Source organism: Streptomyces sp. NBC_01210 (genome assembly GCF_036010325.1).
Classification (GTDB): domain Bacteria; phylum Actinomycetota; class Actinomycetes; order Streptomycetales; family Streptomycetaceae; genus Streptomyces.
The window spans coordinates 8,568,280-8,590,048 of sequence record NZ_CP108549.1 but is presented as its reverse complement, the minus strand read 5'-3'; the positions used below and the strand labels follow the sequence as shown (position 1 = coordinate 8,590,048).

20 protein-coding genes are annotated in these 21,769 nt (G+C 68.3%); 13 read left to right on the top strand and 7 right to left on the bottom strand.

The features are described 5' to 3' along the window. The first annotated feature begins 162 nt into the window (after positions 1-162). Positions 163-1,575, top strand: coding sequence for a tyrosine-type recombinase/integrase (locus OG735_RS38745; protein ID WP_327327823.1), 1,413 nt, complete (start codon positions 163-165; stop codon positions 1,573-1,575). A 50-nt stretch (positions 1,576-1,625) separates the two neighbouring features. On the opposite strand, the gene OG735_RS38740 is transcribed toward OG735_RS38745, so the two are convergent. The 4 genes from OG735_RS38740 to OG735_RS38725 all read right to left on the bottom strand — a co-directional run bounded on the left by OG735_RS38740 (position 1,626) and on the right by OG735_RS38725 (position 4,884). Continuing rightward, a complete protein-coding gene (locus OG735_RS38740) occupies positions 1,626-2,255 on the bottom strand; it encodes an MBL fold metallo-hydrolase (RefSeq protein ID WP_327327822.1) in 630 nt (209 codons plus the stop codon). Next, complete coding sequence (locus OG735_RS38735) at positions 2,255-3,340, bottom strand: S-(hydroxymethyl)mycothiol dehydrogenase (RefSeq protein ID WP_327327821.1); 1,086 nt, start codon at positions 3,338-3,340, stop codon at positions 2,255-2,257. Before OG735_RS38735 ends, OG735_RS38740 begins: the two co-directional genes overlap by 1 nt. Before the next feature lie 168 nt (positions 3,341-3,508). Then, complete coding sequence (locus OG735_RS38730) at positions 3,509-4,060, bottom strand: nuclear transport factor 2 family protein (protein WP_327327820.1); 552 nt, start codon at positions 4,058-4,060, stop codon at positions 3,509-3,511. Further along, positions 4,057-4,884 carry a class I SAM-dependent methyltransferase gene (locus OG735_RS38725; protein WP_327327819.1) on the bottom strand — a complete coding sequence of 276 codons (828 nt, stop codon included), beginning with the start codon at positions 4,882-4,884 and terminating at the stop codon, positions 4,057-4,059. The genes OG735_RS38730 and OG735_RS38725 overlap by 4 nt, the downstream gene beginning before the upstream one ends. Before the next feature lie 475 nt (positions 4,885-5,359). Between OG735_RS38725 and OG735_RS38720 the strand changes: the two genes are divergently transcribed. The 4 genes from OG735_RS38720 (at position 5,360) to pgm (ending at position 11,331) form a co-directional block, all read left to right on the top strand. Next, positions 5,360-6,853, top strand: coding sequence for an APC family permease (locus tag OG735_RS38720; protein WP_327328602.1), 1,494 nt, complete (start codon positions 5,360-5,362; stop codon positions 6,851-6,853). Positions 6,854-6,889: 36 nt separating this feature from the next. Beyond that, positions 6,890-7,864 carry a hypothetical protein gene (locus tag OG735_RS38715; RefSeq protein ID WP_327327818.1) on the top strand — a complete coding sequence of 325 codons (975 nt, stop codon included), beginning with the start codon at positions 6,890-6,892 and terminating at the stop codon, positions 7,862-7,864. A 6-nt stretch (positions 7,865-7,870) separates the two neighbouring features. Beyond that, positions 7,871-9,568, top strand: a complete 1,698-nt coding sequence (gene paaN / locus OG735_RS38710; protein ID WP_327327817.1) for a phenylacetic acid degradation protein PaaN — start codon at positions 7,871-7,873, stop codon at positions 9,566-9,568. 122 nt (positions 9,569-9,690) lie between these two features. After that, on the top strand, positions 9,691-11,331 hold the full coding sequence (pgm, locus tag OG735_RS38705) for a phosphoglucomutase (alpha-D-glucose-1,6-bisphosphate-dependent) (protein WP_327327816.1): 1,641 nt from the start codon (positions 9,691-9,693) through the stop codon (positions 11,329-11,331). 57 nt (positions 11,332-11,388) lie between these two features. On the opposite strand, the gene OG735_RS38700 is transcribed toward pgm, so the two are convergent. Then, positions 11,389-13,710, bottom strand: a complete 2,322-nt coding sequence (locus OG735_RS38700; protein ID WP_327327815.1) for a collagenase — start codon at positions 13,708-13,710, stop codon at positions 11,389-11,391. A gap of 170 nt (positions 13,711-13,880) precedes the next feature. Between OG735_RS38700 and OG735_RS38695 the strand changes: the two genes are divergently transcribed. The 5 genes from OG735_RS38695 (at position 13,881) to OG735_RS38675 (ending at position 18,715) form a co-directional block, all read left to right on the top strand. Then, positions 13,881-15,245 (top strand): aminopeptidase P family protein, encoded by a 1,365-nt coding sequence (locus OG735_RS38695; RefSeq protein ID WP_327327814.1) that lies wholly within the window; start codon positions 13,881-13,883, stop codon positions 15,243-15,245. A 56-nt stretch (positions 15,246-15,301) separates the two neighbouring features. Then, entirely contained in the window at positions 15,302-15,625 is a 324-nt protein-coding gene (locus tag OG735_RS38690) for a hypothetical protein (RefSeq protein ID WP_327327813.1), read from the top strand. Positions 15,626-15,843: 218 nt separating this feature from the next. After that, a complete protein-coding gene (locus tag OG735_RS38685) occupies positions 15,844-16,752 on the top strand; it encodes a dihydrodipicolinate synthase family protein (RefSeq protein ID WP_327327812.1) in 909 nt (302 codons plus the stop codon). Between the two features lie 16 nt (positions 16,753-16,768). After that, the gene (locus OG735_RS38680) at positions 16,769-17,770 is read left to right on the top strand and encodes a proline racemase family protein (RefSeq protein ID WP_327327811.1); all 1,002 of its coding nucleotides are present in this window, start codon (positions 16,769-16,771) and stop codon (positions 17,768-17,770) included. Positions 17,771-17,992: 222 nt separating this feature from the next. Further along, positions 17,993-18,715 carry a GntR family transcriptional regulator gene (locus OG735_RS38675; protein ID WP_327327810.1) on the top strand — a complete coding sequence of 241 codons (723 nt, stop codon included), beginning with the start codon at positions 17,993-17,995 and terminating at the stop codon, positions 18,713-18,715. 136 nt (positions 18,716-18,851) lie between these two features. Here the strand turns inward: OG735_RS38675 and OG735_RS38670 are convergent, their stop codons facing one another. Further along, entirely contained in the window at positions 18,852-19,229 is a 378-nt protein-coding gene (locus OG735_RS38670) for an LppU/SCO3897 family protein (RefSeq protein ID WP_327327809.1), read from the bottom strand. A gap of 341 nt (positions 19,230-19,570) precedes the next feature. Here OG735_RS38670 and OG735_RS38665 point away from each other — a divergent pair, with 341 nt between their 5' ends. Both OG735_RS38665 and OG735_RS38660 read left to right on the top strand, forming a co-directional pair. After that, entirely contained in the window at positions 19,571-20,131 is a 561-nt protein-coding gene (locus OG735_RS38665) for a hypothetical protein (RefSeq protein WP_327327808.1), read from the top strand. A 55-nt stretch (positions 20,132-20,186) separates the two neighbouring features. After that, positions 20,187-20,690, top strand: a complete 504-nt coding sequence (locus OG735_RS38660; protein WP_327327807.1) for a hypothetical protein — start codon at positions 20,187-20,189, stop codon at positions 20,688-20,690. On the opposite strand, the gene OG735_RS38655 is transcribed toward OG735_RS38660, so the two are convergent. Beyond that, positions 20,691-20,873: a hypothetical protein gene (locus OG735_RS38655; RefSeq protein WP_327327806.1), complete on the bottom strand. Its 183-nt coding sequence runs from the start codon at positions 20,871-20,873 to the stop codon at positions 20,691-20,693. 103 nt (positions 20,874-20,976) lie between these two features. Here OG735_RS38655 and OG735_RS38650 point away from each other — a divergent pair, with 103 nt between their 5' ends. Continuing rightward, entirely contained in the window at positions 20,977-21,207 is a 231-nt protein-coding gene (locus OG735_RS38650) for a hypothetical protein (protein ID WP_327327805.1), read from the top strand. The last annotated feature ends 562 nt before the right edge of the window (positions 21,208-21,769 follow it).

Below are 21,769 nucleotides of genomic sequence, written 5' to 3'. Positions count from 1 at the left end.
GCGGTTCCAAGTAGCGGAGTTCCCCGGAATTCTGCTGCACCGAATTTGTTCGGCTCGGGATAAGTAAGGCGCCGAGGCAGCTTTACGAACACCACGTCGTGCAGAACAACCGACCAAGCACCTTGGAGGAACCTTTCACGTGGCGGGCTATATAGAAGAACGGTGGCTCAAGAAGCGGCCGAGCAAGCAGACCGGAAGCGTGAGCGCACCGCGGTCTGGGGGAAGCGCAAGCGGTACCGAGTCAAGGGAATCCCTGGGGTCCAGGATCGCTTCTTCGACACGAGCGAGGACGCCAAGCAGTGGCTTGCCACGGCGAAGACCGACTCCAAGCGTGGCGAGTTCGTTGACCCGCGCGACGGCGAGATCTCGCTCGCCGAGTACATCGAAGAACATTGGTGGCCGAGTCGGACTGACGAGCCTTCGACCGCAGCACCGATGCGCAGCCGAATTTGGAACCACATTATTCCGCTCTTGGGAGAGGTCGCGCTGCGGGACGTCGACGCGTCGGCACTGCGTACATGCAAACCCGAGTTGCTGTCCCGGGTGGAGGAGTCGACGGCCGAGGTGATCTGGATTCATCTCACGACAATCTTCAACGCTGCTGTGGACGACAAGCGCCTACTCAAGAACCCGTGCAAGGTCCACCGCACGGTCAAGCCTCCGAAGCGGACGCAGAAGAAGGCGAAGGCGTGGCAGCGCGGGACCGTGGATTCGGTCCGGGCTGTGTTGCAGGAGCGCTATCGATTCGCCGTGGACCTCGGTCTTGGACTCGGCCTGCGCCAAGGGGAAGCGTTCGGCCTCGACGTGGACGACTTCGACCTTGAAGCCGAGGTCGTCCATGTGCGGCGGCAACTGCGGTGGGACTCGAAGGGGCGGCCGTACTTCTGCTTGCCCAAGGGAGGCAAGACCCGCGATGTGCCTCTCTCCCTCACCCTCGCGCTCCGCGCCCGTGAGCATTTCCGGCGCTTCCCGTCGGTGGAGTGCACGCTGCCGTGGCGCAACCCCGAGACACCGACGACCGCACTCGAAGCTCGGCAGCGAAAGCCGATCGCGGTCCGGCTCGTGCTGAGCAGCTCGCAGGGCAAGCGGATCAATTATCGGACATGGAACGAGCGGAGTTGGAAGCCGGCGCTGGTAGCTGCCGGCGTCCTCAAGGCGGTGGGCGAGAAGGTCCAGCACTACGGCGGCCGCACCCGCAGGAACCCCATCTTTGAGCTGTCGCGTGAGGACATGTTCCACGTCCTCCGGCACACGTATGCGAGCGTGCAGCTGGAGGCCGGCGAGTCCATCGTGAGCCTCTCGGAGTGGCTTGGCCACTCCTCACCGAAGATCACTCTCGACCACTACGCTTACTTCATGCCCGGGGCAGGCAAGCACGGGCTCGCGGCCATGGACGCCTGGCTTACGCAAGATCAACAGCGGAAAGTCTCTGAGAAGTCCCTGGCGACCCCCTGGATCACGTCGCTGACCGTAAACCCACAGATCATAGGCCTGATCAAGTCAGCCGAACGCGTGAAGGTGAAGTACAAGGAGACCTCCCGCGGAGGCCTCGCGGTCAACGTCATCGAGTGCTGACCCGATGGAATGCCGACGCGAGGCCGACGCGAGGCGGTCAGAACCCGCAATCAGAACCCGCGGTCGATCCACTCCTGCAGATGCGGGGCCTCGGCGGAGATGGTGGTCGTATCCCCGTGGCCGGTGTGCACGACGGTGTCGTCCGGCAGTGCCAGCAGCCGGTCCCGGATCGACTCGATGATGGTGCCGAAGTGGCTGTACGACCGTCCCGTCGCCCCCGGCCCGCCCGCGAAGAGCGTGTCACCGCTGAAAAGGGCGTTCAGAGCGGGCGCGTACAGGCAGACCGCTCCGGGGGCGTGGCCGGGAGTGTGCAGCACCGTCAGATCGACACCCGCAACCGTGATGATCTGGCCGTGGGCCAGTTCACCGTCGGGCAGCCGCTCGGGGTGGGTCTGCTTCCACAGCGGCAGGTCGTCCGGGTGCAGCAGGATCGGAGCGCCGGTCCGGTCGGCGAGCGCCGGGGCGGCGTCGATGTGGTCGTTGTGGGCGTGCGTGCAGACGATCGCGCGAAGCGCCCGGCCCCCGAGCTCGGCCACGATGGCGTCGGCGTCGTGCGCGGCGTCGATGACGATCGCCTCGCTGTCGTCGCCGACCAGCCACACGTTGTTGTCCACGTCCCAGGTGCCGCCGTCGAGGGAGAACGTTCCGGACGTGACCAGTCGTTCGATGCGCGCGGACATCACAGGACCACCACCGAGCGCAGCACGTCGCCGTGGTGCATCCGCTCGAAGGCCTTCTCGACATCGTCCAGCGCGATGGTCTCGGTCACAAACGCCTCCAGATCCAGGCGCCCCTGCAGATGGAGGTCGATCAGCATCGGGAAGTCACGGCTCGGGAGGCAGTCCCCGTACCAGGACGACTTGAGCGCTCCGCCGCGTCCGAAGACGTCCAGCAGCGGCAGCTCCAGTTTCATCTGCGGGGTCGGCACCCCCACCAGGACGACGGTTCCGGCCAGGTCGCGGGCGTAGAAGGCCTGTTCGTACGTCTCCGGACGGCCGACGGCCTCGATGACGACGTCCGCGCCGAAGCCGCCGGTCAGTTCGCGGACCGCCTCCACCGGATCGGTCTCCTTGGAGTTGACGGTGTGTGTGGCGCCGATCTTCTTCGCGGTGGCCAGTTTCCGCTCGTCGATGTCCACCGCGATGATCTTGGCCGCGCCCGCGAGCCGGGCCCCGGCGATCGCCGCGTCGCCCACGCCGCCGCAGCCGATGACGGCGACGGAATCGCCGCGTCCGACGGCGCCGGTGTTGATCGCGGCGCCGATGCCCGCCATCACACCGCAGCCGAGGAGCCCGGCGACCGCGGCCGACGCCCTCTCGTCGACCTTTGTGCACTGCCCGGCCGCCACCAGCGTCTTCTCGGCGAAGGCGCCGATGCCCAGGGCCGGGGACAGCTCGGTACCGTCGGCGAGGGTCATCTTCTGCTTGGCGTTGTGGGTGTTGAAGCAGTACCAGGGCCGCCCCCGCAGACAGGCCCGGCACTGTCCGCAGACCGCACGCCAGTTCAGGATGACGAAGTCGCCGGGTTCGACCTCGGTGACGCCCTCGCCGACCGCCTCGACCCGGCCCGCCGCCTCATGGCCGAGCAGGAAGGGGAAGTCGTCGTTGATGCCGCCCTCGCGGTAGTGCAGATCGGTGTGACAGACCCCGCAGGCCTCGACTTTCACCAGCACCTCACCCGGGCCGGGGTCAGGCACGATGATCGTTTCCAGGCTGACGGGGGCGCCCTTCCCCCGCGCGACAACAGCACGGACCTGGTGAGTCATGGCCACTCCTCAGCTGATACGAATCCACGGGGCACGCGTTGCTTATTACGGCACGCACCTCATGTGCCGCAACAACAGCATCATGGAGGGCCGACCTACGGTCAAGGATCCTGCGTATCAGGCATGCTGGAATGACGGTGTCGATCCGCGCGTCGGGCCCGACCGATGTCACCCCGACAGGGAACGCCGGCCGGTGCTCGCCAGCTCGTTGAGAGGGCCGTCGGTCAGCGTGGCGCGCTGGTCGATCGCCACCGGCAACCGCGCCATGGTGGAGGGCTCGATGAGACCTGCCTGCCCCAGGACCGATGCCTGGTCCCAGTAGATGTGCTCGCTCGCGATCAGGATGCCGTCGAACGACACGACCGCGATGACCGCGATGCTTATAGCCCTCCCCGTCGGGGCCACACCGGGGAGGATCCAGGGGACTTCAATGTCATGGGTGAACGAGACCAGCATCTCGTCGGCAATGCGGTCGTCGCCGACGGTCCGGGTCAGGGTCGCAATCGTGAAGTCCCGTGGATTGCGGCCGATGAACCAGCGTCGGTAGAAGTCACGCACGGGCCCCCTGCCGCGAGCGCCCATGGCAGTGGGCACATGGAGCACCGCTGGTGCGTCCGTCATGGTCTCCATCGTCGCGTCGACGTCGAGGGTGGCGAACTCGCTGCTGGTGTGGAGCTCCCACACGCGCTCCAGCTGCGAGCGGACGGAGTCGGTCGTCATGGAAGAGCCTCCTCGGGCTTCCATCCCCAAGCGGTGATCAGTCCGGGTGAGAGTGCGGCGCATTCGGACGAGTCGAGCGAGCGGACGGCCGCGTCGATCGTCGCTTCGTCGACCAGCCCGGTGTCCACGATGCTTGTCCTGGCCCGGTCCCAAGTCTGCGCCCAGAAGCGGCTGATGGGGCTGCCGGGCAGCAGGGGAGGTACATGGATCTCGGCCGCGACGGAGGTGAGACCCGCGTCGCGCAGCAGTCGTGGGTACTGCGGCACCCAGGTGACGTCGGTGCCGATGGTGTTTCGCAGGCCTTCCCACATCGCTCGCATGACCTCGGCGTACGGGGTGCTGGGGGCGCCTGCCGTCGTCAGGTCGACGGCGTCGCCGAGAACCAGCACACCACCCGGGGCCACCAGCTCGCAGAGCTTGGTGATCATGCGCCGGTAGGAGGGCAGATGCATGAGGACGAACCGCGCGTGGACCAGGCGGAACCGGCCCGGGTCGAAGTCCGGCGCGCTGATGTCTGCCTCCAGTACCCGGAGCCCGTCAGTGGGCGACGCCGTGAGGAAACGTACGTCGCGGTCGACCGCGAGCACGGAGGCGACCCCGGCCCGGCGCAGCAGCTGCCTTGCGACGGTGCCGGTGCCCGCCCCCACGTCCAGGCAGTGCCAGCCCGGGCCGGCTCCCAGCTCTCTCAGCCGGGCCAGGGTGGTGGCGTCATAGGTGAGCCCGCCAAGGTCGATACGCTCGGCCTCGCCGCTCTGCTCGGGCCTGAATACCGTTTCTCCGTACCGCCTTGGGGACGGAGCATCGTCATGGCGGGGCGCAGACACGTACGCGTCACCGCCTTACCTCGAGGCGTCGCGCGAGCAGGGTGCCGCGGGGCAGGTGGCGACAGGGGGCAGCCACCGTCTCGCACTCCTTCATTATGACCGTTAGGACCGGTCGCTTCCTGTCGCGCCCGCGCGGTACCAATCGGCCGGAGGACGGCGGGGCCGGCAGAGCGGCCCAGGCGGTAGAGGGCGGGCCCGGCTCCGGCCGGATGGCGTGCTCGCAGGACTCGCGTGCGGCCGCGTCGCATGAATGTGAATATTCCGCTGCTCGAACTCTTGCAAATTCACATTCATTTCGGCAGGATCTGCCGAGTCCACGCCGGTCAGCCGCATATCTGGCTGCCCGTGGACCCATGGGTCGCTGAAACGACACACCCTGACCTCTTCGTCAGCCCCTGGCGGGCCTGCTGTCCCATGGGGGGAGCACCGCCGGATGCGCCGTTGTGGTTTCACTTGAAAGGCACGTCCGTTGAGCATGAGATCCGGCATCGGTGGCGGTCTGCGGGCGGATGCCCTCAGCACGTACGACATGGTGGTCATGGCCGTCGCGGGCTGTGGTCCGGCATACACGGTCGCCGGAACGATTCCCGCGCTGATCGCCGCCGTCGGTGTGGCAAGCCCCGCCGCTCTGCTCTACTGCGCGATACCGGTGATCGGCATCGCCCTGGCCTACCGGCAACTCGGCCGCGTGGACCCCAACGCGGGGGCCGCATACAGCTGGGTCGCCCGGTCGTTGCACCCCTTCCTCGGGTTCCTGTGCGGCTGGTCGCTCGTGGTCGCCTGCACCGTCTTCATGGCGTCCAGCACCGTGCCCGCCGGCAATGCGACGCTCTCACTCGTCGCGCCGAGCCTGGTCGGTGACCCAGTGCTGGCCGCGGTCGTCGGCTCCGGCTGGTTCCTCCTGATGGCAGGGGTGGTGGCGTACGGAGCCCGGATCGGAGCCCGCGCGCTGGCCGTCATCACCGCCGTACAGCTGTTCCTGCTGATCGGCTTCGCGGTGGCTGCGCTGCTGTCCGACGGGAGCGGGACGGAGTTCTCCCCCTCCTGGTTCGGCTTCAGTCACTTCGAGGGACAGGAATCCTTCGTGACGGGCGCGCTGATCGCCACCTTCGCGTACTGGGGGTGGGACGTGACCAGCAATCTGGGTGAGGAGACCCGGCGCGGCTCGCGTGGTTCGGGGTTCGGCGGGGTCATCGGTGTGGTCCTGGCGTTCCTGCTGTTCGCGCTGATAGCCGTCGCGGTCAATGTCCTCATGACGCCGACCGCCGTGTCGAGCGCCCCGGAAGGCATTCTGATCGCGCTCGGTCAGCAGGTCTGGCCGGGTGTGGGCGGCACGCTGCTGGTGCTCGCGCTGCTGCTGTCGACGGTCGCCATGCTGGAGACCGCCCTCATCCAGGCCAGCCGCACCCTGTTCGCCATGGGCCGGGACAGGACGCTTCTCCCCGTCCTGGGCCGTATCCACGCCAAGCGGCATACGCCGTGGGTGGCCACCGCCACCATTGCAGTGGCCGCAAGCACGCTCGCCATCGTCGAGGCCGCCCGACTGGAGCCCGGCGAGTCGCTGCTCTCGGACGCGGTCAGTGGCGTGGGTCTGCAGGTCACCTTCTACTACAGCCTCGCCGGACTGAGCGCCGTCGTCGTCCACCGCAAACTGCTGCGCACCTCCGCGTCCAACTTCCTCCTCATGGGACTCTGGCCGCTGGCCGGCGCGTTGTTCATGCTGTGGATCATGATCGAGTCCGTTGCCTCCCTGAGCACGTCGGCGCTGATCATCGGGTTCGGCACGCTCGCCCTGGGACTCGCGCCGATGCTCACCGCATGGCTCCGGCAGCGGCCGTACTTCGAGCCCGGGCGCCTCGACGCCGACCGGGCGCGCGCCATGGACGATTCCTTCGGCGGCGCTGACTCCGACGAGACGCACGCCGTCAACCTGACCAGGAACCAGGACGAGCTCCTCACCGACTTCTGACTCCAGTTCCGCCTTCTCATTCAAAGGACGCCTGCCATGGCCCCGGCCTGGAACCGAAGACGCTCCGCGGCACCTCACTACGACCAGACCTTCGGCGACAAAGCGCTGTCCGCCGCATGCGAGGACATGGTCATGGGCCGCTGGGAAGGCGCACACGATCTGCTGGCCACCGGCCCCCACAAGGACTGGGACCGCCGCAGCCACCGCATCCGGCTGCTCGCCCACACCGCCGCCGACAAGCGGATCGTGGAAGCCTGGCAGACCGCCCAGCCGAACAGCGCGGACGCCGTCGTACTGCGGGCGGACACCGAGGTGATGCGGCTTTTCGCGGCCGCCCGTACGGGAGCCCTGCCCGGCTCCGACAGCCTGGACCGCACGGCCCACATCTGTCTCAACGCCTCCGAGGCCTTCCCTGAGGACCCCCATCCCTGGGTATCGCTGATCACGCTGGGCAGGCTGTACGGCAGCGGGACCCATTCGATGAACCGGTGGTGGCCGGAACTCCTGGCCCGCGACCGGTACCACCGCGAGGCGCACCATCAGGCTCTGCGCTACATGTCGGCGCGCTGGCACGGCACGCACGGCCAGGCCTACGCCTTCGCCCGTGACTGCGCGGTCTACGCACCGGCCGGCTCCCCGTTGCTGGTCATGCCGCAGATCGCTCGCGCGGAGGAGTTCCGGCACCGCACCGAGACCGAAGGGGCCAGGCCACACACGATGGTCGGCTACTGGGCCGGGGAGCGCTGGGACCTCCTGGAGACCATGGAACGCTGGATAGCGGTCCGATCCCCCATTGAGGGGGCGCAGGACGTCGCCGATCTCAACCATCTCGCTCATGGTCTCGCGCATGCCGGACTTCTCGTCGAGGCCGCGACGGTCTTCGATCTGCTCAAGGGACGGGCCACCCGGGCGCCGTGGTCGTACACGGGCGACGCGGAAGCGGAGTACATGCGCTGGCGCGAGCGGGCGTCCCGTGCGGCGGCGGAGCAGACGGATCCCCGGAAAGGCTGACCTCTGATGCGTACCGGCTCCTTCAACGCGGGCAGCCTGCTGGAGCAGGCGGTGCAGGCTGCCGTGAGCGGTGCGAGTTTCGCTCCGTTCACCGAGGGGCCGGCCGGTGCTGTCGACCGTCGCAGAGGGGCGGCGCACAGTGCGGGAGCGGTGTTCCGGTCGATGCTCGGGAAGGACTTCAGCCTGGGGCAGCCCGGTGCCCGTGAACGGGTGGGGACCGAGTCGTCTCCGTACGGCTTCAGCCTGGGCGTGCGCTATCTCCGTTCCGAACCCAGTGAGTTGGTGGAGGCGGCGGTGCGGGCGACGGCTGGCTGGCGTGCCGCGGGACCGCGGCGCCGGGCCGGGCTCGCGGTGGAGATGCTCTGCCGACTCCATGACCGTAGCCATGAGATCGCGCACGCGCTGCATCACACCACTGGGCAGGCATACACCACGGCCCACCGGTCGGGCGGTCCGCACGCGCAGGACCGGGGACTCGAGGCGGTGGCACATGCGCTGACCGAGTCAGTGCGCAGACCCGCCGCCCTGTCCTGGGAGCATCCCGGCAAGTTGGGCGGCCCCGTGCAGATGGACGGCACGTGCACTGTCGTCCCGCGCGGCGTCTCGTTGCTCATCGGCTGCCCGGACTTCCCCACCTGGAACGGCTATCCGGGCCTCTTCGCAAGCCTGGTGACCGGGAATCCGGTGATCGTCAAGCCCCACCCGCGCGCGGTCCTGCCGCTCGCGCTGACCGTACAGGTCGCCAGGGACGTACTGGCGAAGGCGGGGCACGATCCCAACGTGGTGACACTGATGGCGGAAAAGCCCGGTGAGAAACTTGCGTCCCGGCTCGCGACCGACCCCGCGATCCGACTGATCGACTTCACCGGCTCGGCCCGGTTCGGCGACTGGCTGCGGCGCAACGCCCGTCAAGCCGGCGTATACGCCACACCGGTCGGGGCCAACACGGTGCTGGTGGACTCCACCGACGACTACCGCAGAATGCTGCGCGAGCTCGCGCTGTCCCTGTCGCTGTGCAGCGGCCAGAGCTGCACCGCGCCGCAGAACATCCTGGTGCCTTCCGGCGGGATCACCACCGACGAAGGCCACAAGCCCATAGGGCGGTTCAGCGTCGATCTGAGCCGCGCCGTGAAACGGCTCCTGGCGGATCCGAGGCGTGCGGCAGGGATTCTCGGGGCAATCGGCAGCGACCGTATCCGCAGCTCCCTCGCGCATGCGGCCGAATGCGGGGTGGTGGTGCACGCATCCCTGCCGGTCGCACACCCCGACCATCCGGCGGCGGACATCCGTACCCCGCTGATCGTCCGGCTGGAGGCACACGACGATCAGGTGTACTCACGCGAATGGGCCGGGCCCGTCTCCTTCGTGATCGCCACCAGATCGACCTCGCAGAGCCTGGACATCTTCCGCCGCACCGCGCGCGGACACGGCGGCCAGTACGCCTCGGTCCACTCGACGGACCCGCTGGTCCTGGGGGCCGCCGAGGCGGCATCGCTCGACGCCGGAGTACATCTGTCGGAGAACCTCGCCGGTAATGTCTTCATGGACCAGTCGGCGGTGTACGGCGACTTCTGCGAGGCGGGCGCGCCCGCGGGTGCTCACACCTCCCTCGCGGACCCCTCCTTCGTCACCGGCCGGTTCCGTGTCGTGCAGTCCCGCCGCCCCGCGGCCCCGGTACTGGGCGTGAGCTCTGTCGGGGCGTAAGAGCCCCTCGCGCGGCGAATTCCCCACTGTCCTATCCGTCCGAGGCGCGGTCGCATGAAACGCCATTGAGGCGCGATCATTGTCTGGGGCCGAGACACCGGTCGCGGAGGAGGAGTGGACTGATGCTGAACGAACGCGCGGGACAGCCGGCGCGGCCTGAGGATCTCGTCGATGTCGCCCGGCTGGTGACCGCCTATTACGCATTGCACCCCGATCCCGCCGACCCCTCCCAGCGCGTCGCCTTCGGCACGTCGGGGCACCGCGGGTCTTCCCTCGCCACTGCTTTCAACGAGGATCACATCGCCGCGACGAGCCAGGCGATCGTCGAGTACCGGGCCCGTCAGGGCACCGACGGACCTCTGTTCCTCGGCGCGGACAGCCATGCGCTGTCGGAACCGGCCCTCGTGACCGCCATCGAGGTCTTCGCGGCCAATGGAGTGACCGTACTGATCGATACCGAAGACGGTTACACCCCCACTCCGGCGGTGTCGCACGCGATCCTCACCCACAACCGCGGGCGTGCCTCCGGGCCGGCCGACGGTGTGGTCGTCACCCCCTCGCACAACCCGCCGGCGGACGGCGGGTTCAAATACAACCCGCCGAGCGGAGGTCCGGCCGGCTCCGAGGCAACCGGTTGGATCCAGGAGCGCGCCAACCAGATCATTGAGGGAGATCTGAAGGATGTGCGCAGGCTGCCCTACGCCCGCGCGCTGGCCGCGTCGACCACCGGGCGGTACGACTTTCTCGGCTCCTACGTGCGGGACCTGCCGTCGGTACTCGATCTGGACGCCGTGCGCGCCGCGGGCGTGCGGATCGGTGCCGACCCCCTGGGAGGCGCGTCGGTCGCGTACTGGGGCCGCATCGCCGAGGAGCACCGTCTCGACCTGACGGTGCTCAACCCGCACACCGATCCGACGTGGCGGTTCATGACCCTCGACTGGGACGGCAAGATCCGGATGGACTGCTCCTCCCCGTACGCGATGGCGTCACTGATCGAGGGCCGCGACCGCTTCCAGATCACCACCGGCAACGACGCGGACGCCGATCGGCACGGCATCGTCACGCCGGACGGCGGACTCATGAATCCCAATCACTACCTCGCCATCGCGATCAACTATCTCTTCAGCCACCGCGAGCAGTGGCCGGCCGGTGCCGGCGTCGGCAAGACGCTGGTGTCGTCCGGCATGATCGACCGGGTGGCCGCCGACCTCGGCCGCGAGCTGGTCGAAGTACCCGTGGGGTTCAAGTGGTTCGTGGACGGGCTGGCCGAGGGCACCCTGGGCTTCGGCGGTGAGGAGTCCGCCGGTGCCTCCTTCCTGCGCCGCGACGGCTCGGTATGGACCACCGACAAGGACGGCATCCTTCTGGCGCTGCTCGCGTCCGAGATTCTGGCGGTGACGGGGCAGACACCGAGCGAGCACTACGCGTCGCTCACGGCCCGGTTCGGCGAGCCTGCCTACGCCCGCGTCGATGCCCCCGCAACCCGGGAGGAGAAGGCTGTGCTGAGCCGCCTCTCCGCCGACCAGGTGACAGCCGACTCCCTGGCCGGGGAGCCGATCACCTCGGTGCTCACGCACGCTCCGGGGAATGGGGCTCCCATCGGAGGTCTCAAAGTCACGACGGACAACGCCTGGTTCGCCGCACGCCCTTCGGGCACGGAGGACGTCTACAAGGTGTACGCCGAGTCCTTCCTCGGACCCGAACACCTGACCCGTGTGCAGGAGGAGGCACGTTCCCTCGTCTCTGCGGCCTTGGGCGGTTGACCTCCTGGGTCGTACGGCGCTTGTGCCACGCGCCGTACGACCCAGGGGCTCATTCCGTCAGCTGCGCAGCGGGCCGTCGCAGGTGTAGTCGGCACTGCCGGCGCGGCCGTCCGTCCAGAGGTCGACCTTGCCGAAGTGGCAGTTCATATCGGCCAGGTTGGTGGACGCGGGGCGAGTCCGATCCAGGATGAAGTAGTCGACCGTCTCGGACATGTCCTTGAAGATGCGGTCGGGGCTCGAGGCGTCGGTGAGGGTCGCGGTGATCCGGCCGGTGCAGACGAAGCGGCGCGTCGTCGGATCCGGTGCGGTCGCGCAGGTGGGACTGAGCTGGGTGGCGGTCGCGAAGGAAGCGCGGACGGCTTCCGCCGAGGAGTCCCTCAGCCGGTCGTTCGGATTGAACGTGGTGTTCGGCACGAAAAGCTTGTCCACCTGGGCGATCTGTACGTCCAGGAAGCTGTCGTACGCGCGCTGCACCGCCGCGTCCCCGCCCAGGCGGTTCCGCCAGGCGTCGAAGCCGGCAGGGTCGTCGGCGCGCAGGTACCCGTACATCTCGCGGATCAGCGACGGCCGCTCGGTCCACAGGAACTCGAAGAAGGTGCCCGCGTAGTCGTAGAAGCGGAAGCCGTCCCCGTCGTAAGTGGCGTGCAGCAACTGCTGCACGGTCATGCGCGGCCCGCCGCCCGCGGTGTCCTCGATGACGCCCTGCACCAGTGACTTGCGCACGGCGATGCCGTCGTCGCGGGTGCCGCCGTCGAAGAACTCGGCCGTGCCTTCGTCCATCGCGGTCGTGCGGTCGTCCTGGTACCACGGTCCCTCACCGAAGTAACCGGGCACCGCCCAGCGGCCGTTGAGGTAGTGCGTGTACTCGTGACGGAAGAGCTCCTCCAGGGTGAGCGAGGAGTCCTGCGGTACGCGCCGCTGGTAGGTGTAGAAGGTCGCGCCGCGCTCGATGTAGATGCCGCCGTTGTTGGTACCCATCCCGGTGAGCAGCGGGTGGTACGTCTCGTAGTCGGCGCGCGAGGCGTAGAGCACGATGTTCAGCGAGGTGTTGGTGTCACCGGCGAGCGGCGCGTCGGTGCCGAGGACGCGGTGGAACTGTGCCTTGACCTGCTTGCTCGCGTAGTAGAGCTGATCGACGGTGGCCCGGGCCAGCCCGGTGCGGACCTTTATGGCGCCGTTGTCGTAGCTGTAGGTGTACGGGAAGATGCGGCGCTCGATGTCGTCCTTGCACACCCCGTACGGCTTGCATGCCTCGTAGAAGTTGAGCCAGCCCGCCACCTTGGCCCAGGGCTGGCTGCCTTCGCCGAAGTTCCGCGTGGTGACCGGCAGCAGTGCGCCCAGGCCCGAGACGGTCTCGGTCTTCAGTGCCTCGATCTGGCCGAAGCGGCCGTACTCGCCGAGCGCGTCCCGCACCACCCACTCGTTCGCCGTGCCCTTGAGATGGGTGTATCCCGCGAACTTCTTGAAGGCGTTGCGGTAGGTCGTGTTCCGGGTGACCAGCGTGCGGAAGGAGGTGTCGTTGTTGCCCGGGTAGATGCCCAGGTAGTTGACGGAGAGCCCGGCGAGCGCGGCGCCGCCCCACGCCGGGTCCTTGTAGGTGGTGGTGTGGTACGGGTCCAGGGTGGCCAGCACCTTCTGGATCAGGCCGATCTGGGAGTGGCGCAGCCCCGGGCCGCTGCCCGCGTAGAGACCTTCGCGCAGGGTCTCGGCATTGGTGCGTGTCACGGTGAAGGAGCGGGCCGCTGTCCCGAAGGCGTTGACGGCGCGGCGCATGGCCTCGGTGGTCGGGGCGTCGGTGACGTCGATCTCGCCGCGTGAGAAGTCGTGGTAGACCACGGCGTGGAGGTAGGTGAACATCTCCAGGAGATGACTGCCGTTCTTCCCGTCATGGGCCGGGGAAAGCGTGGATATCCGTCGGGAGACGGCCTGCACGTGGGCATCGGACATGACGGGGGCGAGGCGGGCGTCCCAGGTCCAGATGAGGTTGCGCAGACAGCCGTCGGCGGTGACGGCCGGATCGGCGAGGAAGTCCGCGAACTGCTCCGGGCTCAGACGGGTGATGCCGTCGAGTGTGCAGGGAACTGCGAGTGTGCCGGCCGCCGTCCTTGCCGTGCCCGCCGTACGGGCGCCGGGGACACGGCCCTCCGGCAGCCCGCCCGGCGCGGGTGCGGTACGGGTCGTGAAGGTGGGTGCCGTGGCGAGGCGTTCCACCTCGTCCTGCTGGTTGTGGCGTTCGACAGCCCCGGCGGGAGCGGCTGCCCGCTTCGGCTGGACGGGCGCCGCCGAGGCCTGGCCGAGCGGTGCGAGGGGGGCCAGCAGCGCTGCGGCCGTTATCACTGCGGCCAGCAGGGGTCTGGGGGCGTATCTGTTTCGAGACACCGATGTCTCCTGAGGGGGGTTGGCGATGAAGTGCCGTGTCACAGGCGGCAGTTGAAGCGAGAGATACCAGCTGCTGCCATGCGATGTGCAACGTAGTAATGTGACATTGCACTGACAACCCCTGTGCACACTCCACTTCGCCGGAACCTTGTCCCAGGGAGACGAATCCGATGACCGAACAGGCGCTCCGCACCGGAAGTCACGATCTGACGCCCTCCGCCGATTTCCAGGCCGCCATGGCCCGCGACTGGGCCGCCAGCCCGCTGCCCGGCGAGCTCCTTCTGCCCGCCGCCCGGTTCACCCCCTCCCGCCGCGCCCGGCTCTCCGCCCGCTTCCCCGGCGAACGACTGATGATCCCCGCGGGTGAGCTCAGGGTCCGTTCCAACGACTGCGACTACCGGTTCCGCCCGCACAGCGCGTATGTCTGGCTGACCGGACTGACCGGCGAGGACCAGGCGGGGCATGTGCTGGTGCTGGAGCCGTCGGGACCGAACGGCCACGACGCCGTGCTCTACATACGGCCCCGCTCCCCGCGCGACGACAGCGAGGAGTTCTACCGGGACCGCCGCTACGGCGAGTTCTGGGTCGGCCGGCGCCCCGACCTCGGCGAGGTGGAGCGGATGACCGGCATACCCTGCGCGCACCTGGACGCGTGCGGAAAGCTGCCTCCCGGCCGGGACGCGTCACACGACGGCGAACTCGCCTCCGTGCTGAGCGAATTGCGGCTGATCAAGGATGTCTGGGAAGTGGACCAGCTTCAGCTGGCAGTCGACCACACCGCGTCCGGCTTCGAGGACGTTGTCAGGGCACTGCCGCGTGCGCTCTCGCATCCGCGCGGTGAGCGCTGGGTCGAGGGGGTCTTCGGACTGCGCGCCCGCGCCGAGGGAAACGGCACGGGTTACGACACCATCGCGGCATCCGGCGCGCACGCCTGCGTACTTCACTGGATACGCAACGACGGCGCGCTGGACCCACAGAAGCTACTGCTGCTCGATGCGGGCGTGGAGACCGACTCCCTCTACACCGCCGACATCACCCGCACCCTTCCGTTGTCCGGGCGCTTCTCGTTCCTCCAGCTGCAGGTGTACGAGCTGGTGCTGGCAGCCCAGGAAGCGGGAATGGCTGCACTCAGGCCCGGAGCGAGCTTCCGGGACTTCCACCGGGCGGGCATGCGGGTGATCGCCGAGGGACTGGCCGAGTGGGGAATTCTGAAGAGCCCGGAGGGCGATCTGCACCGGCGCTACACCCTCTGCAGCAGCGGCCACATGCTCGGACTCGACGTCCACGACTGCGCGCAGGCCCGCGTCGACACATATCTGGACGGTGTACTGGAGGAGGGCAATGTGCTCACCGTGGAGCCGGGCCTGTACTTCCAGCCGGACGACGAGACGCTGCCGGCGGAGCTGCGCGGCATCGGAGTACGGATCGAGGACGACCTGGTGATCACCGAGGACGGTGCACGGCTGATGTCCGGCGCGCTGCCGCGGACACCCGAGGGGATCGAGTCCTGGATGGGCGCGCTTCTGGAGGGCTGACCTCCGTCCCACGGCGGGCGTCCGGCCGATCTTCGCAGCACCTTGGCAGGCCCTGTGTGTCCACAGGAAAATCCCCGGACGTCGTCATCGGGGCCGGGGTGGTCGGCGTGGCCTGTGCCTTCCCCACAGAGCCGGCGGCCCGGGCGATCGCCGCACAGCTGTACGGCACACCGGCCGTCACCGAGGCGCTGCGCCGCCGCCGGGCCGGGATGCGCGTCTTCGCCGACACGGTCGGCGCCGCCCACGCTCCCGGTCCGAGGTGGGCCGGCTGGCTCACCGACGACACCGACGTCTGCCGCTGCGAGGAGGTCGCCGCGGGCCGGATCCGTGCGGCTGTGGACGACCTCGGGACCGCGGCACGCGCAGCGTCAAGCTCATGACGCGCGGGCATGGGCCGGCGCCAGGGCCGTATGTGCGGCGAGGCCGTGGCCTGCCCCGCAGGCGGAACCGAGTCCCCCGAACGCCGGCCGCTCGCCCCTCCGGTACCGCTCGATGTACCGCCCGGGGTCGACCCCGCCAACTGAACCAACTCTGCGAACCCTTGCACACCCCGTAGGAGTGTTAATAAAATGTCACACCTCATCGAAGGGGATCCTTCATGACCTCCCACTCGTGGAGCAGCGCCCACCCGTGGCGCGGCATCATGGTCGCCACCGCCCTCCCGCTGCGCGACGACCTCTCCGTCGACTTCGACGCGTACGCCGAGCATGTCGCATGGCTCATCGCGAGCGGCTGCGACGGCGTCGTCCCCAACGGATCCCTCGGCGAGTACCAGACGCTCACCGACGACGAGCGGGCCCGCGTCGTCCGCGTCGCCGTGGATGCCTCCGGTGACGGAGCCCGGGTCATGCCCGGTGTCGCCGGCTACGGCAGCGCCGAGGCCCGCCGCTGGGCCGACCAGGCGGCCGAGGCCGGCGCCGGCTCGGTCCTGCTGCTGCCGCCCAACGCATACCGCGCCGACGACCGTGCCGTACTCGCCCACTACGCGGAGTTCGCCCGGAGCGGGCTGCCGGTCGTCGCGTACAACAACCCCCACGACACAAGGGTCGACCTCACCCCCGAGCTGCTCGCCCGACTGCACAGCGACGGCAGCATCGTCGCCGTGAAGGAGTTCAGCGGCGATGTCCGCCGCGCATACCAGATCGCCGAACTCTCCCCCGGCCTCGACCTGTTGGTCGGCGCCGACGACGTCCTGCTGGAGCTCGCCGTCGCCGGAGCCGTCGGCTGGATCGCCGGCTACCCGAACGCCTTCCCGACCACCTGCACAGAGCTTTACCACGCCGCCGTCGCAGGCGACCTGGACACCGCGCTGCCCCTCTACAAGTACCTGCACTCACTGCTGCGCTGGGACTCCAAGGCCGAGTTCGTCCAGGCCATCAAGTTGTCCATGGACATCGCCGGGCGCCGCGGCGGCCCGGTCCGCCCGCCACGCCTCCCGCTCACCGGCGCCGTCGAGGCCGCTGTGCGCGCCGCCACCGAGAAGGCCGTCGCCGACGGCCATCACTGACCACAGGGGCCCACACATGCGTACTCGCAATGTCTTCCATGCCGTCGACTCGCACACAGAGGGCATGCCGACCCGTGTCATCACAGGCGGCGTCGGCGTCATCCCCGGCGCCACCATGGCCGAGCGGCGCCTCCACTTCATCGAGCACCTGGACCACATCCGCACGCTTCTGATGTACGAGCCCCGCGGCCACGCTTCGATGAGCGGGGCGATCCTTCAGCCGCCCACGCGTCCCGATGCCGACTACGGAGTCCTCTATATCGAGGTCTCCGGACTGCTGCCGATGTGCGGACACGGCACCATCGGCGTTGCCACCGTTCTGGTGGAGACCGGCATGGTGCCCGTGACCGAGCCGGTCACCAGGGTCCGCCTGGACACCCCGGCCGGTCTGGTCTCCGTGGACGTACACGTCGAGGACGGCTCGGCAAAGTCCGTCACCCTCACCAATGTGCCCGCCTTCTGTGTCGGCCTGGACCGCGCGGTGGATGTGCCGGGGTACGGGAAAGTGACGTACGACCTCGCCTTCGGCGGCAACTTCTACGCCTTCGTCGAACTCGACGCGCTGGGAGTTCCCTTCGACCGGGCCCGCAAGGACGATCTGCTGGCCGCCGGACTGGCGATCATGGAGGCCATCAACAGCGCCGACCGGCCGGTCCACCCGGAGCAGCCGGAGATCGGGGGGGTCAAGCACGTATATCTCGCCGCACCCGGCTCGGACGGGCACCGGTCCCGGCATGCCATGGCCATCCACCCGGGCTGGTTCGACCGTTCCCCCTGCGGGACCGGCACCTCCGCCCGGATGGCGCAGCTGCACGCCCGCGGCCTGCTGCCGCTGCACCGCGACTTCGTCAACGAGTCCTTCATCGGGACCGAGTTCACCGGCCGACTGATCGAGGAGACCACCGTGGGCGGACTGCCCGCCGTGGTGCCCACGATCACCGGCCGCGCCTGGATCACCGGCACCGCCCAGTACTTCCTCGACCCGGACGACCCGTTCCCCGGAGGCTTCCTGCTGTGACCATCGCCGCCGTGCCGGATCAATGCCGCGTCCGGCGGCGTCGACTTCCATGTGCCGTTCGCGGTGCGCAGTCCTCCGGCCGTGGGACCGCGCGAACAGGACCACGCGACCCTGGAGTTCCACTCCCCGGCCGCACCTACGTCCTCGCGTCCACACCCTCGCACCTGCGAAAGCAACGTGACATTGTACCCTGGTGATCCGCGGCAGTACGGAAGGAACACCATGGGGCACCTGAAGCAGCGCAACCTCATCACGGCCCGGGAACGGCTGCGCGACCAGGTGGCCCACGCCCTGCGAGCCGCGCTCATTTCCGGCGAACTCCGCCCGGGCGAGGTCTACTCGGCGCCGGGGCTCGCGGAGGACTTCGGTGTCTCCGCCACCCCGGTACGCGAGGCGATGCTCGACCTGGCCCGCGAAGGCCTCGTCGAGCCTTTACGGAACAAGGGATTCCGGGTCACCGAGGTCAATGAGCGCGACCTCGACCAGTACACCGAGATCCGCACCCTGATCGAGGTGCCGATGGTCGGCCGGATCACCCGCAGCGCCTCCCGCAAGGACCTGGAAGCGCTGCGGCCGGTGGCCGATGAGATCGTCCGCGCCGCCCGCGAGCACGACCTCATCGGCTACCTGGAGGCCGACCGCCAGTTCCATCTCAGCCTGCTCGGTCTCACGGGCAACGAGCGTCTCGTCGAGACGGTCGGCGATCTGCGCAAGCGTTCCCGCCTCTACGGACTGACGGCCCTGGACGAGCGCGACCAGCTGCTGCCGTCCGCCGAGGAGCACCTGGAGCTCCTCAACCTGATGCTGGCCGGTGACGCAAAGGCCGCCGAGGCGTGCATGACCCGGCACCTGGGCCATGTGCGCTCCCTGTGGGCGGAAGGCCGCAAGGACGCCGAACCCCCCGCAGCGCGCCGGCCCCGGCGGAAGTCCGCCGCCGCGGGCTGACAGCAGGGGCGGCCCGGCGGACTTGTGGCCGCCGGGCCGCCGGGCCGCCGGGCCGCCGGGCCGCTTCGGGATTACGTGGACGTCACTCGCCCAGATACGCGTTGCGGATCGAACGGCCTGACTCCTACGCGTTGTTCTACTTGCTCTCCTTGAAACACACCACGAATGCCTCGGCGCCGACCTGGGTGAGGGAACCTGTCGCGCCGGCGACGTCCGTGCACGCGAGAGTGCCGGAGACCGCGTCCTTGACGGTCTTGAGCACGGTGTAGTCGGCGTGGGCATCCGTGCAGCCGAGCTTCTTGACCTCCGGAGTCTCGGTGGTCCCGGTGTTCTGGAAGCAGTCGCCCGCCTTCAGTGTCCCGGCGTCGTCCTTCGAGTCGTGCGGACCGAAGACGGAAAACGCCACCAACCCCGCGAGGACGACAACCAGCCCCGGCAGGACCAGACGGTTGCGTTTGCGGGGCGCGTCCGTAACCAACGCGATCGGCTCGTGCAGGGGCGGAGTTGTGGACACAGGTGGTGCTACCTCCGACGGGGTGATGGGCATACCGGCGCAGGCGACCCTAGCAACCCACCCGTCACCCTTGTTGATCGCACCCGGTCGGGCCGGACGGGAGTATCGCCGGTCACGGAGACATGGAGGCGGTGAATCCTTCTCGGGCGGCTGCTTCCGCGCCGGAACTAGCTCGGGCTGTGCGGCGCCGAGTCCATCCGGAGGAGCGATTCAGCCTATTACTCTACAATTGTCATGATTAGTTCCGATTGTTAAGTTCGAGCTACCGCACCCCGAGGGGTGGCCGCGACGCTTCGGTCACTGACTCGGAACCTGCTGTCGGGTGCCCAGTGGAGGATGCGATGGACACGACGTGGACGATCGTCATCATCGTGGTTGCCGTGATCGTTGTGGTCCTGGTGGCGCTGGCCGTGCGGAGCATGGCCCAGCGTCGACGACTTCAGGAGCGCTTCGGGCCGGAATATGAACGCACCGTCGAAGCGAAGGACAGCCGTCGAGCGGCCGAGCGTGATCTGACCGCACGAGAGAAGCGCCATGAGAATCTGGAAATCCGGGCGCTGCCGTCGACCGTCCGGGACCGGTACGCGCGGGACTGGGCCAGCGTGCAGGAGCACTTCGTGGACAGCCCCGACCAAGCCGTGGGCGAGGCGGACCGGCTTGTCACCACCCTGATGAGCGAGCGCGGCTACCCGACCGAAGGGTACGAACAGCAATCGCGCGACCTGTCTGTCGAGCATGCCCGCACGCTGGAGCACTACCGCGCGGCCCACGAGATCAACCTGCGCACCGGCAGCAGAGACACCTCCACAGAAGAACTGCGGAGCGCAATGGTCCACTACCGGGCACTGTTCGAGGAACTACTGAAGGACGACACCACTTCATCGGATGAAGGACGCCGATGACCGGCGAGCATGGACAACATCCCCTCACTTACCAGTCCATGGAGGTGGAAGCGATATGCAGGGAGAAGGCGGATTCGGGCGCGACGACCGTGTCGCACCCGGCGAGGAGCGGCTTTCCACTGAGGACATAGCCCGGCCCCAGACAGAGCCCGCGGAGCCACCGCCCCTGGACGACCCGACGCCAGACTCCGATCCCGGCCGCGCGGAGCCGAGAAGCAGAATCACAGACGCGCCCGGTGACCGGCGGCCCCCCGCCCATGAGCCCGCCGGATCGGGGCAGGAGGACGCAGCTGTTCCACTCCTCGGGTCCCGGGAGGCGGAAGAGCTGCGTTCGCGGTGGAGCGAGATCCAGCAGGGCTTCGTCGATGACCCTCAGGAGTCCGTGCGGGCAGCAGACGGGCTGGTTGCCGAGGTCATGCAGCTGCTCGCTTCGACCTTCGCCGACCACAAAGAGAGGCTCGAAGGGCAATGGCACCAGGGGAATGAGGTCGCCACCGAGGATCTACGGATCGCCCTGCGGCAGTACCGGTCCTTCTTCGACCGCCTGCTCACCACCTAGCTAGCGCTCGGACGGTGCCTCAGGGCCGGGATCGCGTGCCGGGATCCCGGTCCTGGAGTCCATGCACGTGACGGTGTCGGGGAGGGTCGTGAAGCGGATGCAGGCGACGCCGTAGGAGCCGTCGATGCGGTAACTGCCGCAGATCGGGCAGGGCGTGGCCAGTCCTTCTCGCAGCGCAGGCACCGGCCGTGCTTCACGCCGTCGTTGCCCGGCTTGACCACGGTGTCGGCCGTTCCGCACCGCGGGCAGTGCACCTCGTTCTCGTCCACGTCCTCCTCGACCGCCGGTGGGCAGAGGGAACAAGCCGTACTGCGCCCACACCGGCGTGACCGGGGATATCTGGCTCGCCACCTTCACCGGCAGCGCCCGGGGCACCCGCACCCCGCTCGGGAACTGGCGCACAGCCAGTGCCCCAGCCCTCGCCACCCACGGAACCCCCGCCACGGCCAAGCTCCACTGCGCCTACCGCGACGTCACGGACATCATCCGGGTCGCTTCCCTCAACGGCACCTCCTGAGCCAACCCCTTTTGCTGTCAATCCCAGCGCCGGCGCTAAGACTTACGAGGCTCCGGTGTTTGCCTCCTTCGACGGCCGGTTGCAGTTCGCCTACCGCAAGCGCGACCACAACCTCTTCGTGATCACCCCGGCAGCTGCGAGCGGCAGACTCTGGACGGCTCGCCTCGCGCGGGCCCCTGACCCAGCCGCTGGGGCGAAGTCGGCCTTGAGTCGAGGCGGGGGCGCACAGCGGACGTAGTGGCCGGGATTCGAGGGAATGCGCCGAACCGAATTAAGCGGATAATTCTCTTTGATTATCGATTCGATATCGAGACACGAACGCAACGCGACAAGTATGTGCACAATTGCGCCATTTTGCGTCCTTTATAGTTCTCCCGAGTCATCACAGATGATCTCTACACCCCGTCACATCATGAAACGGGGTCATCACTAAGTAAGTGGAGGTCCCGTGTTTGGTCTTCGGGCTCGTCTGGTCAGACGCCCCTCTGGAAATCACGGCACTGGTAATTCCGGAAAAAGCTCATGGTGGTCCCGCAAGCGGGCCGCCACCATCGCCCTTACG

Bases quoted from the DNA above. Each gene is read 5' to 3' on its own strand.
- OG735_RS38740 (WP_327327822.1), bottom strand. From the start codon at position 2,255: ATGTCCGCGCGCATCGAACGACTGGTCACGTCCGGAACGTTCTCCCTC.
- OG735_RS38735 (WP_327327821.1), bottom strand. From the start codon at position 3,340: ATGACTCACCAGGTCCGTGCTGTTGTCGCGCGGGGGAAGGGCGCCCCC.
- OG735_RS38730 (WP_327327820.1), bottom strand. From the start codon at position 4,060: ATGACGACCGACTCCGTCCGCTCGCAGCTGGAGCGCGTGTGGGAGCTC.
- OG735_RS38720 (WP_327328602.1), top strand. From the start codon at position 5,360: ATGAGATCCGGCATCGGTGGCGGTCTGCGGGCGGATGCCCTCAGCACG.
- OG735_RS38715 (WP_327327818.1), top strand. From the start codon at position 6,890: ATGGCCCCGGCCTGGAACCGAAGACGCTCCGCGGCACCTCACTACGAC.
- paaN (WP_327327817.1), top strand. From the start codon at position 7,871: ATGCGTACCGGCTCCTTCAACGCGGGCAGCCTGCTGGAGCAGGCGGTG.
- pgm (WP_327327816.1), top strand. From the start codon at position 9,691: ATGCTGAACGAACGCGCGGGACAGCCGGCGCGGCCTGAGGATCTCGTC.
- OG735_RS38695 (WP_327327814.1), top strand. From the start codon at position 13,881: ATGACCGAACAGGCGCTCCGCACCGGAAGTCACGATCTGACGCCCTCC.
- OG735_RS38685 (WP_327327812.1), top strand. From the start codon at position 15,844: ATGACCTCCCACTCGTGGAGCAGCGCCCACCCGTGGCGCGGCATCATG.
- OG735_RS38680 (WP_327327811.1), top strand. From the start codon at position 16,769: ATGCGTACTCGCAATGTCTTCCATGCCGTCGACTCGCACACAGAGGGC.
- OG735_RS38675 (WP_327327810.1), top strand. From the start codon at position 17,993: ATGGGGCACCTGAAGCAGCGCAACCTCATCACGGCCCGGGAACGGCTG.
- OG735_RS38665 (WP_327327808.1), top strand. From the start codon at position 19,571: ATGGACACGACGTGGACGATCGTCATCATCGTGGTTGCCGTGATCGTT.
- OG735_RS38660 (WP_327327807.1), top strand. From the start codon at position 20,187: ATGCAGGGAGAAGGCGGATTCGGGCGCGACGACCGTGTCGCACCCGGC.